The sequence below is a fragment of the Saccharopolyspora tripterygii genome, from assembly GCF_054778355.1.
The window spans coordinates 206,786-222,579 of record NZ_BAAGZP010000001.1 but is presented as its reverse complement, the minus strand read 5'-3'; the positions used below and the strand labels follow the sequence as shown (position 1 = coordinate 222,579).

Here is a 15,794-nt window from a genome sequence, read left to right as displayed (position 1 = left end):
GTTCCGCTCCCGGAGCATCGGGCCCGGTCGTCCCCACCGTGTCCGATTCCCGCTAGGAACGGCCGCTTCGCGCTGGCAGCATCGATGACGTGCTGGTGGGAACAGAGGATGCGTTCAGGGCCGTGGCCGCGCGCGACGCGCGGTTCGACGGCTGCTTCATCCACGCCGTGCGGTCGACCGGCATCTACTGCCGACCGTCCTGCCCGGCGCGCACGCCCAAGCGCGCGAACAGCGAGTTCTACCCGACGGCCGCCGCCGCGCAGTCCGCCGGGTACCGGGCGTGCCGCCGCTGCTTGCCCGACGCCGTGCCGGGGTCTCCCGAGTGGGACCTGCGGGCCGACCTCGCCGGGCGGGCGATGCGGCTGATCAGCGATGGCGTCGTCGACCGCTGCGGGGTGCAGGGCCTGGCCGACCAGCTCGGATACTCGGAGCGGCACCTCACCCGCGTGCTCACCTCGGAGCTCGGCGCCGGTCCGCTGGGGCTGGCGCGGGCCAACAGGGCGCACTCGGCGCGGGTGCTGATCGAGACGACCGACATCTCCTTCAGCGACGTCGCGTTCGCCGCGGGCTTCGCGAGCCTGCGGCAGTTCAACGACACCACGCGCGAGATCTTCGGCCGGACGCCCACCGAACTGCGCGGGCAGAAGCGCGGAGCGCCCAGCGGCGCCGGAACGATCCACCTGCGGCTGCCGTTCCGGACCCCGTGCGACATCGCGGGCGTGCTGCGCTTCCTGGCGCGACGGGCGCTGGCCGGGATGGAGGAGTTCGGCGAAGGGACGTACTCGCGGTCGCTGCGCCTCCCGCACGGCACCGGCACCACCGCGCTGCGCCCCGCGGACAAGCACGTCGCCTGCACCGTGCGACTCTCCGACCTGCGAGACCTCGGCAGCGCGGTGGCCAGGCTGCGCCGGCTGCTGGACCTCGACGCCGACCCCGTCGCGATCGGTGAGGTGCTCGGCTCCGATCCGCTGCTGCGCGGCTCGGTCGAGCGCTCCCCCGGCGTCCGCGTACCGGGCTCGGTGGACGGGCTGGAGATCGTGGTCCGCGCGGTGATCGGGCAGCAGATCTCGGTCGCCGCCGCACGCGCGACGACCGAACGGCTGGTCACCGAGCTCGGCGAACGGCTGCCGCACCCCGAAGGTGGGGTGACCAGGTTGTTCCCGACCGCCGATGCGCTCGCCGAGCACGCGGCCGCAACGCTGCCGGGCCCCCGGCGACGTGCGGAAACGGTGCGGGACGTGGCGGTGGCGGTCGCGGACGGACGTCTCGCCCTGCACGCCGGGCGCGACGAGGCGGAGCTGCGCGAGGACCTGGAGCGCATCCGGGGCGTCGGACCGTGGACGTCGAGCTACGTCGCGATGCGCGTGCTGGGAGCACCCGATGTGCTGCTTTCCGGTGATCTCGCGTTGAGGAGGGGCGCTGGGCTGCTAGGAATCCCCGAGAACCCCACCGCCCTCGCGGCGCACGCCAACCGCTGGAGCCCGTGGCGCTCCTACGCCGGCGTGCTGCTGTGGGAGAACGCGAGCACCGGGCCGCCCGCGTCGCCCGAACCCGGGACGCGGCAAGAACCCTTCGAAGACTGGGAGTCATCGTGATCAAGTGGTCCACTGTGGAAACTCCGGCGGGACCGTTCTGCGCGGTGGTGGACGCCGACGGCGTCGTGCTCGCCTCCGGCTGGACGGCCTTCACCGACGACCTGCTGCCGCAGGTCGCCCCGTCCCTGATGTTCGAGGAACTGGTGCGGGTCGACGACCTCGGCCCGGTGACCAAGGCGGTCATCGCCTACCACGAGGGCGATCTCGAAGCCGTCGACGACATCCCGGTGCATCAGGTGTCCGGCCCCTACCTGCAGCACGCGTGGAAGGTGCTGCGCACCGTTCCTGCCGGAAAGCCCTTCAGCTACTCCGAGTTCGCCGGTCTCACCGGCAAACCGCGCGCGGTGCGCGCAGCCGCGACGGCGTGCTCGCGCAACGCCGCGGCGCTGTTCGTGCCCTGCCACCGGATCGTGCGCAGCGACGGCTCCGTCGGCGAGTTCCGCTGGGGCTCCGACAAGAAGCGCTGGCTGCTGGCCCACGAGCGCCAGAACTCCTAGGAGTTCCTTCATCCGTCGGGTCGTCCTGTTCCGACCCACACCCCCACGCACGAGAGGGTGCTGCGCACTCCGACGGAGACCTAGGAGGTCGAGAGTTCGAGAGTGGATCCCTGCCGGGACTTGCGGACTCGGAGCCGGACGGCGATGCGCTGGCGCATCTCCTCCACGTGCGAGACCAGGCCCACGACCCGGCCACCCGCGCGCAGCTCGTCGAGGGTGTCCATGACCAGGTCGAGCGTGTCGGCGTCGAGCGTGCCGAAGCCCTCGTCGATGAACAGCGTGTCCAGCAGCGCGCCCCCGGTCTCGGCGGCGACGACGTCGGCCAGGCCCAGCGCCAGCGACAGCGAGGCCAGGAACGACTCGCCGCCGGACAGTGTCTTGGCCGGGCGGACCTTGCCCGAGTAGTCGTCGAGCACGTCCAGGCCGAGGCCCCCTCGGGTGCCCCTGGCACCGGCCGCGTCGGTGTGCACGAACGAGTAGCGCCCGTCGCTCATCCGCTGCAGGCGGCGGGTGGCCGCGACCGCGACCTCCTCCAACCGAGCGGCCAGGACGTAGGCGCGCAGCGACATCTTGCGCGCGTTCTGACCTCGCCCGTTGACCACGTCGGCCAGGGCCTCCAGCTCGGCGTGCTCGGCCATCGCCGGGCCCAGCTGCGCCCACGAAGCGCGCAGCCGCTCGCCCAGGTCCGCGAGCTCGGCGTGCCGCTGCTCCGAGCGGTGCGCCAGCGCGGCCGCGCGCTCGGCGGCTTCGCCCGCGGTGGTCGCGGCCTCGGACGCCCGCTCCCACCCGGCGTCGGTCTCCGGGTCCACGCCGAACAGGTCGGCGCTGGCGAGCGCTTCGCGCGCACCGGCGGCGCGGCGGTCGACCTCGGCCAGCGACTCGTCCAGCTCGGCGATGCGCTGCTCGTCCCGCTCGGCCGCGAGCGCCTCGTCGACGTTCGCGAAATCCGCTGCGGTGGCGGCTTCGGCCAGCGCGGACCGGGACTCGGTGAGCCGCTGTTCGGCGTCGTCACGCGCCGTTCTGGCGGCGATGAGCCGTTCCACCTTGTCGGCGACGTCGAGCAGGTGCGCACGGCGGTCGGCGATCGTGTCGAAATCGCCTCTCCCGTCCCGCAATCGCGCTTCCCGCTCCTCGATCGCCTTGGCCAGCGCCGCACTCTGGCTCCTGGACGCGGCGATCCTGCTGCGCAGCGCGGAGATCTGCTCGGCGAGCTCGTCGGTCGCCGACTCCAGCTTGCCGAGCTCCGCTTCGCGAGCGGCGAGGCCGGCGGCGGTCTCGCTCAGCCGGTTCTGCTCGGCGCGCAGCTGCTCCAGCTCTTCGGTCAGCTCCGACTCGTCGTGCTCGCCGAGACGTTCGCGCAGGTTCGCCACCTGCTGCTCGGCCTGCTGCGCGGAGGTGGTGAGGCGTTCCCGCTCGGCCTGAGCGCGCTGCTCGGCCTGCTGCGCGGCTTCCTCGTCCTCGGCGCGCACCTGGTCGTCGACGGGCTGTCCCGGCGACGGGTGTTCGGCCGAACCGCAGACCGGGCACGGATCGCCGTCGGTGAGCCGGGCGGCGAGCTCGGCGGCCATGCCGGCCAGGCGGCGGGATCGCAGTTCCTGCAACCGATCCCGGGCTCGCTGGTGGGCGTCGACGGCCTGCTGCGCGCGGTTCTTGGCCGACTCCAGCTCCCGCTGCGCACCGGGGATCTCGCGCGCCGTGGTCTGCAGCGCGGCGACCTCGGTGCCCCGGGTGCGCACGGTGTCCAGGCGCAGTTCGGCGTGCTTGGCCTCCTCGACTCGCTTCCGGGCCTCGGCGATCCGCTCCGGCAGCCCGTCTCGCTGCGCGACGAGCTCGGTCTCCCGCTCCTCGTCGGCCGCGGTCTTCTCGGCGAGCTCGGCGAGCGAGCGCTGGTCCGATTCCTGCTGCTGAGACTCGGGAATCAGCTGCGCCAGCGCGCCGGCCTGCTCGCGCTCGGCTCCCGCGCGCGTGCGCAGCTCGTCCAGCGGAGCCGCAGGATCGACCTCGCAGCGGGACGCCCAAGTGGTGACCTCAGCTTGCGCCCGGTCCCGGTCCTGCTCGGCGCGGTCGGCCGCACGACGGGCCGAGATCACCGGCACGGCCCGCGAAGCCGCAGCGCGTTCGGCTCGCCACTGATCGTGCTCGACGCGCTTGCCGTCGATCTCCGCGAGCGTCGCGTTGGCCTGGCGGACCCGGCGGACCTTCTCCGCGAGCGCGTAGCTCTCATCCCGCGCCTTCAGCGCCTGGTCGCGTTCCCTGCGCAGCCGGGTGTGCTCGACGCGCGTGCTCTCCAGATCACGCAGCGCCTGCTTCTCGATGTCCTCCAGCCAGTTCTCGTCGCCCACCTCGGAGGTCTGCTCGACACCGGACACCTGCGAGATGCGGGCGTTGAGCTCGTGGACCTGCTGCGACTGGGCTTCCAGTGACCGGCGGCGCTCGCGGCGGCGCTCGACGAACCAGCTCTCGACCTCGCCGAACCGCTCCGTGCCGAACAGCCGCTCCAGCAGCTTCTCCCGCTCCCCGGTGTCGGCGCGAAGGAACTTCGCGAACTCGCCCTGCGGCAGCATCACGACCTGGAAGAACTGCTCGACGCTCATGCCCAGCAACCGCTGCACCGTGCGGCCGACCTCGTCGATCCGGGTCAGGCCCTCCGGCGGCTGCGCCGTGGGCGCGCCTCCGACCCAGGTCAGCGACGCCTTGGCCTGCTGGGTGGTGAAGCCCTCGCCGCGCTTCTTGGGCCGCTGGTACTCGGGGCTGCGCTCCAGCCGCAACCGCTGGCCCTGGATCGTCAGCTCCAGCACGACGCTCGTGTTGACCTCGTCGTCCGCGGTGTCGCAGCGCAGCCGCTTGGCGTCGTTGCGTGCGCCGGGAACCGCGCCGTAGAGCGCGAAAGCGATGGCGTCGAGCAACGTGGTCTTGCCCGCGCCGGTATCGCCGTGCAGCAGGAACAACCCGTCGGTCCCGAGTGCGTCGAAGTCCACGACCTGGTGGTCGCGGTACGGGCCGAAAGCGGTGACTTCCAGGCTGTGCAGCCTCATTCCTGCCCCTCCGCGGTGACCGCGTGCAGCGCCTCGTCGAGCAGGGCGCGCTCGGAATCGGTGGGTTCGGCACCCCGGCAGTCCTCGACGAACCGGGCTGCGAGCGAGTTGTCGTCGCGACCGCGGACGATCTCGGCGTAGCGCAGCGGTGCGGTGGCCTTCCCGGTCGCCGGCCGCCATTCGAGGTGCACCGCGTGCGGGAAGCGTTCCTGCAGGCGGCGCATGGCCTCCAGCGGCCGGACCTCGTCGGTCAGCGTCGCCGAGACGTAGCAGTCCTCGGCGTCGGCGTGCTCGGGGTCCTCCAGCAGATCGTCGAGCTCGCCCTCGATGGTGGTCAGCCGGCGCGGCACGGGCAGTTCGCGGCGTCGCACCTCGGCGAGCCCGTCGGCTCCGAGGTCGACCAGCCACACCGATTTGCGCTGCCGGGCCTCGGAGAACGAGTAGGCGAGCGGGCTGCCCGAGTAGCGCACGTGCTCGGCGAGCGTCTGCTGACCGTGCAAGTGGCCCAACGCGACGTAGTCGGCGCCGTCGAAGACCGAGCCCGGCACCTGCTCGACTCCCCCGACTGCGATGGTGCGCTCGGACTCGCTGCTCTCACCGCCGGTGACGAAGGCGTGCGCGAGCACCACCGAACGAGTCCCTTGTGGACGGTCGGCGAAATCGGCGCGAATGCGGTTCATCGCCTCGGTGAGAACGACCGCGTGGCCACGGCTTTCGATATCGCCACTCGATCCCGGCACGTCGGCACTGGCTTTCAGGGAGTGCTTCGCGGGATCCGGCTCCAGGTAGGGGATGCCGTAGAAGGCGACCGCGCCGTGCTCGTCGTCGATCAGCACCGGCTCGTGCAGCCGGTCGATGCGGGTGCGCAGGTGCAGGCCGCCCGCGGCTGCGAACTCGGCGAACGCGCCGACGCGCGGTGCGGAGTCGTGGTTGCCGGAGGTGATGACCAGCTGCGCGCCCGCCTCGCGAATCCGGGCGAGCACGCGCACGCACACCTGCACCGCCTCGCCGGAGGGCACCGCGCGGTCGTAGAGATCACCGGCGACGACCACGACGTCGACCTGCTCCTCGGTGACCAGGTCGGCGAGCCCGCTCAGCACGGCTTCTTGATCTCCGAGCAGGTCACGGCCGTGGAACGTCCGCCCCACGTGCCAGTCCGAGGTGTGCAGTACCCGCATGACCACCAAGCTAGCGGCGTCCCGATCAACGCCGCTCGGCCCCCCAGGCCACCTCGGCGTGTCGCACCCCACCGTGCCCTCCCACTCACCACCCGCAACCACCCTCACCTGTCCGAGTGGGTGGTTGCCAATTTCTTAAGTATTTGAACGTCACCCGGGTGAGCCTCAAATACCTAGGAATTTGGGACCGCCCTCGGAAGGCGTTGTCGGGGGTGTGCTGGATGATGCGGGCAGCTTTGTGCGAGGAGGTCGTGTGGGGACTGGGGTTCTGGCCGGGTTCGTCGTCGTGCTGATCCTGCTGGTCGCGGCAGCGCTGATGCTGCTCTGGCGGCTGTACGGCGACAGCGCGCGCCGAGCCGACGAGGCGCTGCGGATGGTGGAGGCCGAACGGGCCCGCAGCACCGCGCAGCAGGCCGCGCTGCGGCGCTACGAGGTCGCGTTCGCCTCCATCACCGGGCGCGGTGAGCTGGGCGAGCAGGTGCTGGTGGAGACCGCGCGGTCGCTGGGCCTGCGGGAAGGCATCCACTTCACGCTGCAGACCGACCTGGCCGGGGGCGGCGCGGCACGTCCGGACATGGTGCTGGAGGTCGGCGGCGGCCGGCAGGTTCCGGTGGACTCCAAGGCCAGCCTCGCGGTGTGGGCCGAAGCGATGGAGACCGACAACGCCGAGGAGCGCGCCGACGCGCTGCGGGTTCACGTGCGCAACATCCGCTCCCGCGCGACGGAGCTGGCGAGCAAGGGCTACCAGCGCTGGGCCGACGCGATCTACGGCTCGATCATGTTCGTGCCCTCCGATGCAGCCGTGGTCGCGGCCCTGGACACCGACCCCCAGCTGCTCTCGTGGCTGCTGAGCAAACGGGTGTTCCTGTGCGGCCCAACGGGTTTCGCGGTTCTGGCGTCGGCGGCGATGTTCGCCTCGACCGAGCGCACCCTCGCCGAGGACATCGAGCAGGTCCGCAGCCAGGCGGTTCGCTCGCAGCGCGCGGCGACCAACGCGGTCGACGCGGTCAACCTCTCCAGCACGCACCTGCAGCGCTTCGTCTCGGCCCGGCGCCGCGAGCTCGACGCCCTGGAGACCTTCCGGAACTCCGTCCAGCCCCTAGCCGAGACGGCGGGATCGGGCGACATCTCCGAGGTCCGCAGGGAAGACGACGCTTCCCTCAACGGGGCGGACCCCACCCATAACTGAGTTCCCCGCACCTCAGCACCGCGTTGCCCGGCGTCGGGCAGTTTTGGTCCGAACCGTCCATGATCAATGTCCGATTCGCCCGGTCAATTCGGACCAAAACTGCCACGTGGGCCGCCGCCACCATCCCGACCCCCAGCACGGTCGCGAGGGCCCACCTGGGCATCTCCCAGTTTTAGTCCAAACCGAGGACGCTTCGCGCCCGAAATGTCCGCTCAGTTTGGACTAAAACTGGGCCATGACTCCCCGCGCCGCACAGCAGCCGGGGTCCCGAGGCGACCAGGGGCACCGGGGTCAGACGTGGGTGCGGATGAAGGCGTCTAGGGCGTCGACGATGAGGGTGGTCTGCGGGCCCTTCCCGAAGCCGTGGTCGAGGCCCTGGTACGGGTGCATCTGCGCCGTCACGCCGAGACTGCGCAGTTGCGCGGCGAAGTCGAGGCTCTGGTCCAGCGGGACCAGCGAGTCCGCGGTGCCCTGCTGGATCAGGAACGGCGGTTCGTCACCCGAGACGTTGCGCGCGGGGCTCGCCGCGTCCGCTACGTCGGGGCAGTCGACCGGCATGCAGCCGAGCAACCCGGTGACCGCGCGGCGCGCGTAGTCCTGCAGCTGCGGATGTTCGTGCTGGGCCTCGGCGCTGAGGTCGCTGGGCCCGAACCAGTCGACGACCGCGCGGATCCCGGTGAGTCCACCACCGGGCTTGGCCGGATCACCGGCGACCGCGCCGAGCTGCGCGACCAGGTGCCCGCCCGCCGAAGCGCCCCAGAGCCCGACCCGGTCGGAATCCAGGCCCCAGCGCGCGGAGTTCTGCTGCAACCAGCGCACCGAATCGGCGACGTCGACGAACTGCGCGGGCGACTGCGCGACCCCGGTCAACCGGTAGTCCACGGTGGCCACGGCGTAGCCGCGTTCCAGCAGTCGTTGCGCCGCCTGGGCTTCCGGTGCGGTCGGATCGGCGTCGAGGCTGCGCACTCCCGCGTCCCAGCCACCGCCGTGCACGTAGACGACCAGCGGTGTCTCGGCGGCACGGCGCTGCGGCAGGTACAGGTCCAGGCGGAGCGCACCGGTCGCCCGCTGGGCGTAGACCTGGTGCCGGAAGACCTGCTGCGCCCCCAGGTCCCGGGGTTCGGCGGCGGGGGCGACGTCGGCTTCGGAACGGGAGCAGCCCGCGGCCACCACCGCGAGCAGGGCGAACCCGGCCGCGAGAACACGCCGTGCCACCGCGACCTCCCACGACCTCGTACGTCACCCGAAAGCGTGAGCTTAACAAGGTCGTGGGAGCGGGACCGGTGAATCAGTTCCGTTCGTCGGCCGCGTGCTGCTCAGCGGCCAGGAAGTGCGCGATGCGGGTCGTCGACTCGTACAGGTCGCGGTAGTGCCGGTAGTAGTCGTCGTAGCGCTCGGTGTTCTCGGTGTTCGGCCGGACGACGTCCACGATCGGGTTCCAGTCGTCCGGATCCTGCGCGACACCGGTGCCCACCCCGGCCAGCAGGGCGTTGCCGTAGGCGGCACCGACCGTCTCCGCCGGGATCTGCTGCTCCTTGCCGGTGATGTCCGAGACGATCTGCGTCCACAGCCCGCCCTGCGTCCCGCCGCCGACCGCGACCAGCCTGCGCGCGGAACCACCGGCCTGACCCATCGCCTCCAGGTTGTGCCGGACGCCGAAGGAGATGCCCTCCAGCGCAGCCCGGTACAGCTCGGCACGACCGTGCTCCAAGGTCAGCCCGGCGAACACGCCGCGGGCCGACGGATCGGAGATCGGCGTGCGCTCCCCCGCGAAGTACGGGAGCAGCAGGAGCCCGCGCGAACCGGCCGGCACGTCACCGGCTTCCGCGATGAGCTCGGCGAAGTCGCCGTCGACGAGCTCGCGCAGCCACGCGGTGACCGCGCCCGAGGTCGCCATGCCCGCGGCCAGCGTGTAGGTGTCCGGGAAGGCCCCGGCCGTGCCCCACAGCACCGGGTGCGGCGTGACCTCGTCGAGGACCTCGACGAAGAACATCGTCGTCCCGTACATCAGCATCACGTCGCCGGGAGCGCGCACGCCGACGCTGGTCGCCTCGGCCCACGCGTCCACCGTGCCCGCCGTGACCGGAAGGCCTTCCGGCAGACCGGTTTCCGCCGCCGCCTCGGCTCCGACGCGACCGACGACCTCGGTCGGCCAGGCCAGGTCCGGCAGCGGGAGACCCGGCGCGACCCGCTCGGCCCACTCCGAGGACCAGTCGCGGGCCCGCAGGTCGTAGATCGGATCGCACTGGCTCGCCGAGTGGTGGTCGAGCACGTACCGCCCGGTCAGCCGGTGCACCAGGTACGAGCTGCACATCAGCAGCATCTCGGTGCGCCGGTAGACCTCCGGTTCGTTCTTGGCCAGCCACCTGATCTTCGGCCCGACGGCCTGGCTGGACAGCGCCGAACCGCCTCGCCGCAGGATCTCCTCGGCACCGAGTTCCTCGGTGAGCTCGTCGATCTCCTCGGTCGCGCGGGTGTCGACGCCGTAGAGGATCGCGGGCCGGAGCGGTTTCCCGCTCCCGTCGGCGGGCAGCAGGACCGGGCCGATGCCGCTCACGCCGAGCCCGGCGAGCTCGTAGCCCTCGGCGGCGGGCAGCAGTTCCCTGGTCAGCTCCAGGAAATCGGCCCACCAGACCGATTCCGCGTCGTGCTCCACCCAACCCGGGTGCGGGTGCGAGGTCTCGTGCGGTCGGCTGGCCCGCGCGACGATCTTGCCCGTGGCATCGACCAGCACCCCCTTCGAGCTGGAGGTGCCGATGTCGATGCCGAGCAGGACCGCGCGTGAGTGCTGAAGCCGGTCCGCACCGGCTCCAGCACTCACGACCCTGACCCCCGGCTCCACTCGTCGAGGCGGATGTCCAGCTGCTCGGCCACCGCCCGCAGCGCGGCGCGGTGATCACCGGGCACGGCGTGGATGTGGTTCGCCCCGAACTTCGACAGGAACACCTCGCCCGGCGCGTCCAGCCGCGCGAACGCGTGCGGCCACTCCGGCGTGGACTGGTCGACGAGCGCCTTGTTCGTCGCCTCGTCGTAGTTCTCGAACTCGCCCAGCATCAGCTGCAGGCGGTACTCGCCGTCCTCCCTGGTCAACCGGCCGAGCGTCATCTCGCCCGGTGCCGCGATGTGCTGCACCGAAGCGCCGCCGGCGGGGAAGAAGAACACCTCCGGGAAGAAGTTGACCTTCGACAGGTTCTCGGCCGGGTCATCGCTGCGCGCGGCGTACCAGGTGGCGTGCTGGCCGGAGTTGCACAGGTCCCAGATGTCGCGGTCGGCGTGGTAGTGCCGGACGTCGGCGAACAGCACCGGGGTGCCCGAGATCGCCTTGAACAGCTGCATCGTCAGCGCGCCGTCCATGTCGGCCTCGGTCGCGCACACGTGCGGCTGCTTGGGACCGTTCCAGTCGTAGGGGTCGTTGAGGAACGCCTCGGTGACGTCCATCGTCGCGAAGTTCTCGGTCAGCTCGGGCTGCGCCTTGATCCCGGAGAAGTCGAGGTTGCGCTCGTCGATGATGTCGCGGATCGCCATGTAGGAGCGGATCTGCCGCTCCAGCAGCTCCGGCGTGAGCTTGTCACCGTCGTAGTGCACACCGGCCGCGTACTGCTCGATCCACTCGCGGGCCTTCTTCGCCTCGGCGCCGTCGGCCTGCTCGGCGCGCAGCACCAGCTCGTACTGGTCGATCTCCTCGACGTCGACGCCGAACTTGCGCATCCACTGGTCGGTGTTGGCCACGGCCGTGTTCATGCCCATCGGGCGTCCGCCGAAGCGGCCGAACGTGGAGCCGTGCAGCGAGCTGACCGCCGCCGACGCCTGCGCGTGGACGCCGATCTTGGCGGCCAGCTCGGCGTCGTCCGGAGCGCCCCAGGCGCGGGTGTGCTTGCGGCCGATCTGGTCCAGCGCGCCACCTGCGGCGAGCATGCCGACCAGGCCGGGCTCGGTGGGATCGGTGCTGGCCACCAGCACGAGCGGGCTGCGGGTGGCGTCCGCGGCGAGCATCGTGAAGTGCGGGAACGACCAGACCGCGTAGTAGAAGACGGTGACGTCCACGTCGGCGGCCGCGACCTCGCGGGCCACCGACACGGCCGAGGAGTTGGTGGCGACCAGATCGGTGCCGACGACGACCTCGTGCCCGGCAGCGCGGAGCGAGGCCACCAGAGCGTCCTGTTTGGACTGGATGAATCCCGCGTTGCGGGCGTGCACGTGACCACGCCCGTCCGAGATGCTGACGACACCGATGCGAGCCACAGTTCCTCCAAGTTCGCTTCACAGACGGCGTTGACTGCTGCAGAACCGGCGCGGTGCGCGGACGCCCGGCCGAATCACTGGGAAAACCTTGCGAACCGACGCGAGCAATCGTTTTCTCGGACGCTATTCTTGCGTGATACGGCCTGTCAAGGCGGGTGGCTCACCGTCACTCGGCCAGCGGCGAGGGAGGAAGTCGTGGCGACCATCAACGACGTGGCGAGCCGCGCGGGCGTGTCCACCGCGACCGTCTCCCGCGCCCTCAACGGCAAGGCGACGGTGGACCCGGACCTGGCGGCACGCGTGCTCGCCGCGGCCGAAGAACTCGGGTACCGGCCCAACGGACCGGCCCGCAACCTGCGGAAACAGGAAACCGCAGTGCTGGCCCTGATCATCTCCGACGTGGAGAACCCGTTCTTCACGGCGATCGCCCGCGGCGTCGAGGACGTGGCGCACGAGGCCGGCTACTCGCTCGTCCTGTGCAACTCCGACGACACCCCCGCCAAGGAGCGCGAGTACGTCGACGTCGCCCTGCAGGAGCGCGTGGCCGGGGTGCTGCTCTCCCCCACCGGCAACCCCGACACCGCGGAACTGCTCGCCCGCCACAGGACGCCGGTGGTGGCGGTGGACCGGCCGCTGCCGGAGAGCGCGAGCGACACGGTGCTGGTGGACAACCGGCTGGCCGCCAAGCACGCGACGCTCCACCTAGCCGGGCAGGGCTACGGACGCATCGGATGTCTCACCGGCCCCAGCGGTGTGCCCACCGCGGACGACCGGCTTGCCGGGTATCGCGATGGGCTGCGCGCGGCGAAGCTGCCCAGTTCCACCGCCCTGGTGCGGCGATCGAGGTTCAAGGCCGATGGCGCACAGCGGGCGGCGCACGCCCTGCTCACCCAGGACGCTCCGCCGGAAGCGCTGCTGGTGGGCAACAGCGCGATGGCCGTCGGCGTGCTGGAGGCGTTAGCCGCGCTGAACCTCAAGCCCGGCCGGGACGTCGGCGTCGTGGCCTTCGACGACGCTCCCTGGACCACGCTGCTCGATCCGCCGCTGTCGGTCGTCGCGCAGCCCGCCTACGACATCGGTGCGCTCGCGGCGCGGTTGCTGCTCGACCGGATCGGTGGCGCTCGGGAGGAGACCTCCACCACGACGTTGTCCGCGCACCTGGTGGTGCGCGGCAGCTCGGCCCGCTGACGGGCAGTTTTGGTCCGAACTGTCCGGGCAAAACGGACATCGATCATGGACGGTTCGGACCAAAACTGCCGCGTTCCCAGGGGTGATCAGTTCAAGCCCGGTAGGAGGCCGTGCTCCTCGCTGGTCGGGGGCTGCTCCGGTGTGGACTCCGGTGGAGCGGGCTCACCCGGAGCCGGTTCGGACGGAGCGGGTTCGGACGGAGCCGGTTGCTGGCCCGGCACCTGCGGATCGGTCGGTGCAGGCTGGGACGGCGGCTGTCCCGGAGCCGGTGGCGCCGCCGGCAGCGACGGCGGGACCTCCGGTGGCGGTGGACCCGCCGGGAGGCTGCGACCCGCCGGAGCCCCGTACCAGTAGGCCGTGGAGCTGTAGTCGCCCGGCTCGTCGTTGGCGGGGCCGTGCTCGATGCCCGCGACCAGCCCGTTCCGGAAGGACACCGCGTCCCCGACCATGAGCCGGTAGGCGCCGGTGCAGTCGAACTGGCACCCGTCCTGGTTCACCTCGTGACCGGGGTTGCCCGCCAGCGGCATCGAGAACGTCGTGCCGAACCGGAAGTACCAGCCCGACTCGTAGAAGTCCTCGCTGCCGGTGCCGTGCCACGCCGGTTCCTGCGCGCCGTCGACGTAGAACCGCTCGTCGCCCTCCAGGTAGTTGCGCGGGTTGGACGCCGCGAGCGGAGTGGAGTGCGGCAGGACGCTGGCCTTGCTCTCGTCGAGCGGGATCTGGCCGCGCATGGTGTGGGTGACCCCGTAGAACGTGCCCGCTCCGCCCTCGTCCAGGAAGTTCCAGTCCTGGCCGGGGACGGTGTTGCCGCGCTTGTGCGTGGCGTGGAAGTGACCGCTGCCCTCGTCGAGCCCGCCGGGCCCGGTGACGACCTCGGCGGTGGCGCCCTCGATCGGGATGCCTCCGGCGTTGACGATCTCGACCTTGGCGCTCTCGTCGAACGGCATCGGCCACCACGCGGTGTACCAGCCGTCGAGGCCGGGATCGACCGAGCTCATCATGGTCCGCACGTCGTGCTCGCCCAGACCGGTGCCGAAGAACTCGCCGATGGGCGCGTCCACCGTGGTCTTGCCGTCGAAGGTGATGCGCAGCCGCGCGGACTCCAGCACCGCGTCCGACGCCGCGACCACCTCCGGCGGGGTCGTGTACCGGCCGAACAGCTGCGAGCGCTCGAAGACCGGGTTGTCGATCTGGTAGCCGTGCGCGCCCTCCTCACCCGGGTGCCCGGGGCCGAGGTCGAGCACGTCGGTGCGCACCCACTCGCCGTTGACCTTGCTCTGCACGTCGTAGCGGAACTCGTTGACGTCCAGCGAGGACGAGACGAACCGGTTGTCCACGTCCATCGAGGACCGCCCGGCGGTGACCTCCGCGGGCACGTCGATCGCCTGCACGCCCCACTGTCCTGGGGCGGCCGGACCGCTGCGCCACTCGCCCACCGGTGCGCCGTTGACGCTGACGCTCGCGACCTGGTCGGCGACCTGCGGGTCGAACCTGCGGATCAGGCGGACGCCCTCGTTGTCGGGAGCCACCCGCATCCGGAACCGGCTGCCGCCGCCCGGACCGAAGGCCATTCCGTCGTCGACGACCTGCGGTGCCGCCTCCACCTGCGGCAAGCGCACCCGCAGCTGGTTGATCCGCGCAGGTCCCGACACCTCGGCGACCGTGTGCGACGCACCGGGCAGGAGACCGAAATCGCTGCGCACCGGGGTGCCGGCGGTGGAGCCCTTCGGGTCCGCGACGCCGAAACCGCGCAGCTTCTCCAGCACGTCGGTCGCCGGGTCCGACGGGTCGAAGGTCTCCACGCCTTCCGCGTCCGGGAAGGTCCGGTAGTTGACGTGGTAGAAGTCCGGGTTGTTGGTCACCGTCACGCGCATCGATTCGCGGAAGGGCATCGGCACCTTGCTGACGACTCCGCCCGCGGCGTCGTCGGCGTTGCCCACCAGCGGCCACTCGAACGGCGCTCCGACCTTGCCGCTGACGACGTCGATGAACGGGGCGTCGAGGACGACCCGCCCGTCGAGCTCGACGACGAGGTTGCCGGTGGCCGTCACGTCGCCCATCGGCTCGCGGGTGCTCCACAGGCCGGAGATCTCACCGGGTCCGGTGTGCTCGGCGATCACGCATCCCTGCGCGGATTCGCGCAGGCAGGAATAGGTTCCTTCGAAGCCGTCGTCGTTGCCGCCGGAGCGGTCGTAGCTGGAGAACTGCAGGGACTGCTCGTCGCCGCGCAACCGCGGCATCTCGTCGAGATCTCGGTAGGCGTCCCAACCGACCTGGCCCTTGCTGGGCGGTGCCGGTTGCTGGGCGTGGGCCCGGACGGTCGCGAACCCGGCGTCGGCGACCACCGCAGCAGCGGCGAGCGAGAAGACACCCAGGTAAGCAGCGAGCCGGCGTGATCGCCGGCGGGCGTCGCTGCGCGACGGTGCGGAGCGTTCTGTCATCGTGCTCGCCCTCCCCTGCGGACAGACCTGTCCACAGCAAACAGTTCTGCCGCTGATTCCGGTTCCGGTGAATCGTGATGCGCTCTAACGAAGTGGTTTCCAACCGACGCGGACCCGGCAAGATCTCAAAGCGCGATCAAGCGCAGCGTAAGAAATGGCCTCCCGGACGGCAACCAAAAAACGGGCACTGAATAGTCATCGATACGCGAATTCACTCAATAAGATGGTCTCTGGTGTGTCGTACTTACGACAGCCGCCAACCAGGTGTTTTTAGTTGCCGCACAGTGGAATTCGGCGTACCGATCAAGCTCCGCGGGATTGTCCGGGCAGCAAAAACCGCAGCACTCGAAACGAGCGCTGCGGCGGGATTGGAGCGGCTCGGAGCGGACCTTTCCTCAGGATTGCTCCTGCTGCCCAGAAAGGCCCGCG

Annotated in this window: 10 protein-coding genes; 4 read left to right on the top strand and 6 right to left on the bottom strand. The window is 71.0% G+C overall.

Annotated elements, in window-relative coordinates:
* Positions 1 to 89: 89 nt before the first annotated feature.
* Together ACYVF3_RS01180 and ACYVF3_RS01175 are read left to right on the top strand one after the other, a co-directional pair.
* Positions 90 to 1,595, top strand: coding sequence for an AlkA N-terminal domain-containing protein (locus tag ACYVF3_RS01180; RefSeq protein ID WP_461152424.1), 1,506 nt, complete (start codon positions 90 to 92; stop codon positions 1,593 to 1,595).
* Positions 1,589 to 2,092: a methylated-DNA--[protein]-cysteine S-methyltransferase gene (locus tag ACYVF3_RS01175; protein WP_461152617.1), complete on the top strand. Its 504-nt coding sequence runs from the start codon at positions 1,589 to 1,591 to the stop codon at positions 2,090 to 2,092. Before ACYVF3_RS01180 ends, ACYVF3_RS01175 begins: the two co-directional genes overlap by 7 nt.
* Before the next feature lie 80 nt (positions 2,093 to 2,172).
* On the opposite strand, the gene ACYVF3_RS01170 is transcribed toward ACYVF3_RS01175, so the two are convergent.
* Positions 2,173 to 5,127, bottom strand: coding sequence for an AAA family ATPase (locus ACYVF3_RS01170; protein ID WP_461152423.1), 2,955 nt, complete (start codon positions 5,125 to 5,127; stop codon positions 2,173 to 2,175).
* Positions 5,124 to 6,305, bottom strand: a complete 1,182-nt coding sequence (locus ACYVF3_RS01165; protein ID WP_461152422.1) for an exonuclease SbcCD subunit D — start codon at positions 6,303 to 6,305, stop codon at positions 5,124 to 5,126. The genes ACYVF3_RS01170 and ACYVF3_RS01165 overlap by 4 nt, the downstream gene beginning before the upstream one ends.
* 316 nt (positions 6,306 to 6,621) lie before the next feature.
* Between ACYVF3_RS01165 and ACYVF3_RS01160 the strand changes: the two genes are divergently transcribed.
* A complete protein-coding gene (locus tag ACYVF3_RS01160; protein WP_461152616.1) occupies positions 6,622 to 7,494 on the top strand; it encodes a DNA recombination protein RmuC in 873 nt (290 codons plus the stop codon).
* Positions 7,495 to 7,785: 291 nt separating this feature from the next.
* Here ACYVF3_RS01160 and ACYVF3_RS01155 read toward each other — a convergent pair whose 3' ends face one another.
* The 3 genes from ACYVF3_RS01155 to ACYVF3_RS01145 form a co-directional block, all read right to left on the bottom strand.
* Entirely contained in the window at positions 7,786 to 8,709 is a 924-nt protein-coding gene (locus ACYVF3_RS01155; protein ID WP_461152421.1) for an alpha/beta hydrolase fold domain-containing protein, read from the bottom strand.
* A 73-nt stretch (positions 8,710 to 8,782) separates the two neighbouring features.
* Positions 8,783 to 10,315 carry an FGGY-family carbohydrate kinase gene (locus ACYVF3_RS01150; RefSeq protein ID WP_461152420.1) on the bottom strand — a complete coding sequence of 511 codons (1,533 nt, stop codon included), beginning with the start codon at positions 10,313 to 10,315 and terminating at the stop codon, positions 8,783 to 8,785.
* On the bottom strand, positions 10,312 to 11,736 hold the full coding sequence (locus ACYVF3_RS01145; protein WP_461152419.1) for an L-fucose/L-arabinose isomerase family protein: 1,425 nt from the start codon (positions 11,734 to 11,736) through the stop codon (positions 10,312 to 10,314). The genes ACYVF3_RS01150 and ACYVF3_RS01145 overlap by 4 nt, the downstream gene beginning before the upstream one ends.
* 195 nt (positions 11,737 to 11,931) lie before the next feature.
* Here ACYVF3_RS01145 and ACYVF3_RS01140 point away from each other — a divergent pair, with 195 nt between their 5' ends.
* Positions 11,932 to 12,924 (top strand): LacI family DNA-binding transcriptional regulator, encoded by a 993-nt coding sequence (locus tag ACYVF3_RS01140; protein ID WP_461152418.1) that lies wholly within the window; start codon positions 11,932 to 11,934, stop codon positions 12,922 to 12,924.
* Positions 12,925 to 13,010: 86 nt separating this feature from the next.
* Here the strand turns inward: ACYVF3_RS01140 and ACYVF3_RS01135 are convergent, their stop codons facing one another.
* Complete coding sequence (locus tag ACYVF3_RS01135) at positions 13,011 to 15,365, bottom strand: glycoside hydrolase family 172 protein (protein WP_461152417.1); 2,355 nt, start codon at positions 15,363 to 15,365, stop codon at positions 13,011 to 13,013.
* Positions 15,366 to 15,794: the final 429 nt, after the last annotated feature.

Coding starts and splice junctions, on each gene's coding strand:
- ACYVF3_RS01170 (WP_461152423.1), bottom strand. CDS start 5,127: ATGAGGCTGCACAGCCTGGAAGTCACCGCTTTCGGCCCGTACCGCGAC.
- ACYVF3_RS01165 (WP_461152422.1), bottom strand. CDS start 6,305: ATGCGGGTACTGCACACCTCGGACTGGCACGTGGGGCGGACGTTCCAC.
- ACYVF3_RS01160 (WP_461152616.1), top strand. CDS start 6,622: ATGCTGCTCTGGCGGCTGTACGGCGACAGCGCGCGCCGAGCCGACGAG.
- ACYVF3_RS01135 (WP_461152417.1), bottom strand. CDS start 15,365: ATGACAGAACGCTCCGCACCGTCGCGCAGCGACGCCCGCCGGCGATCA.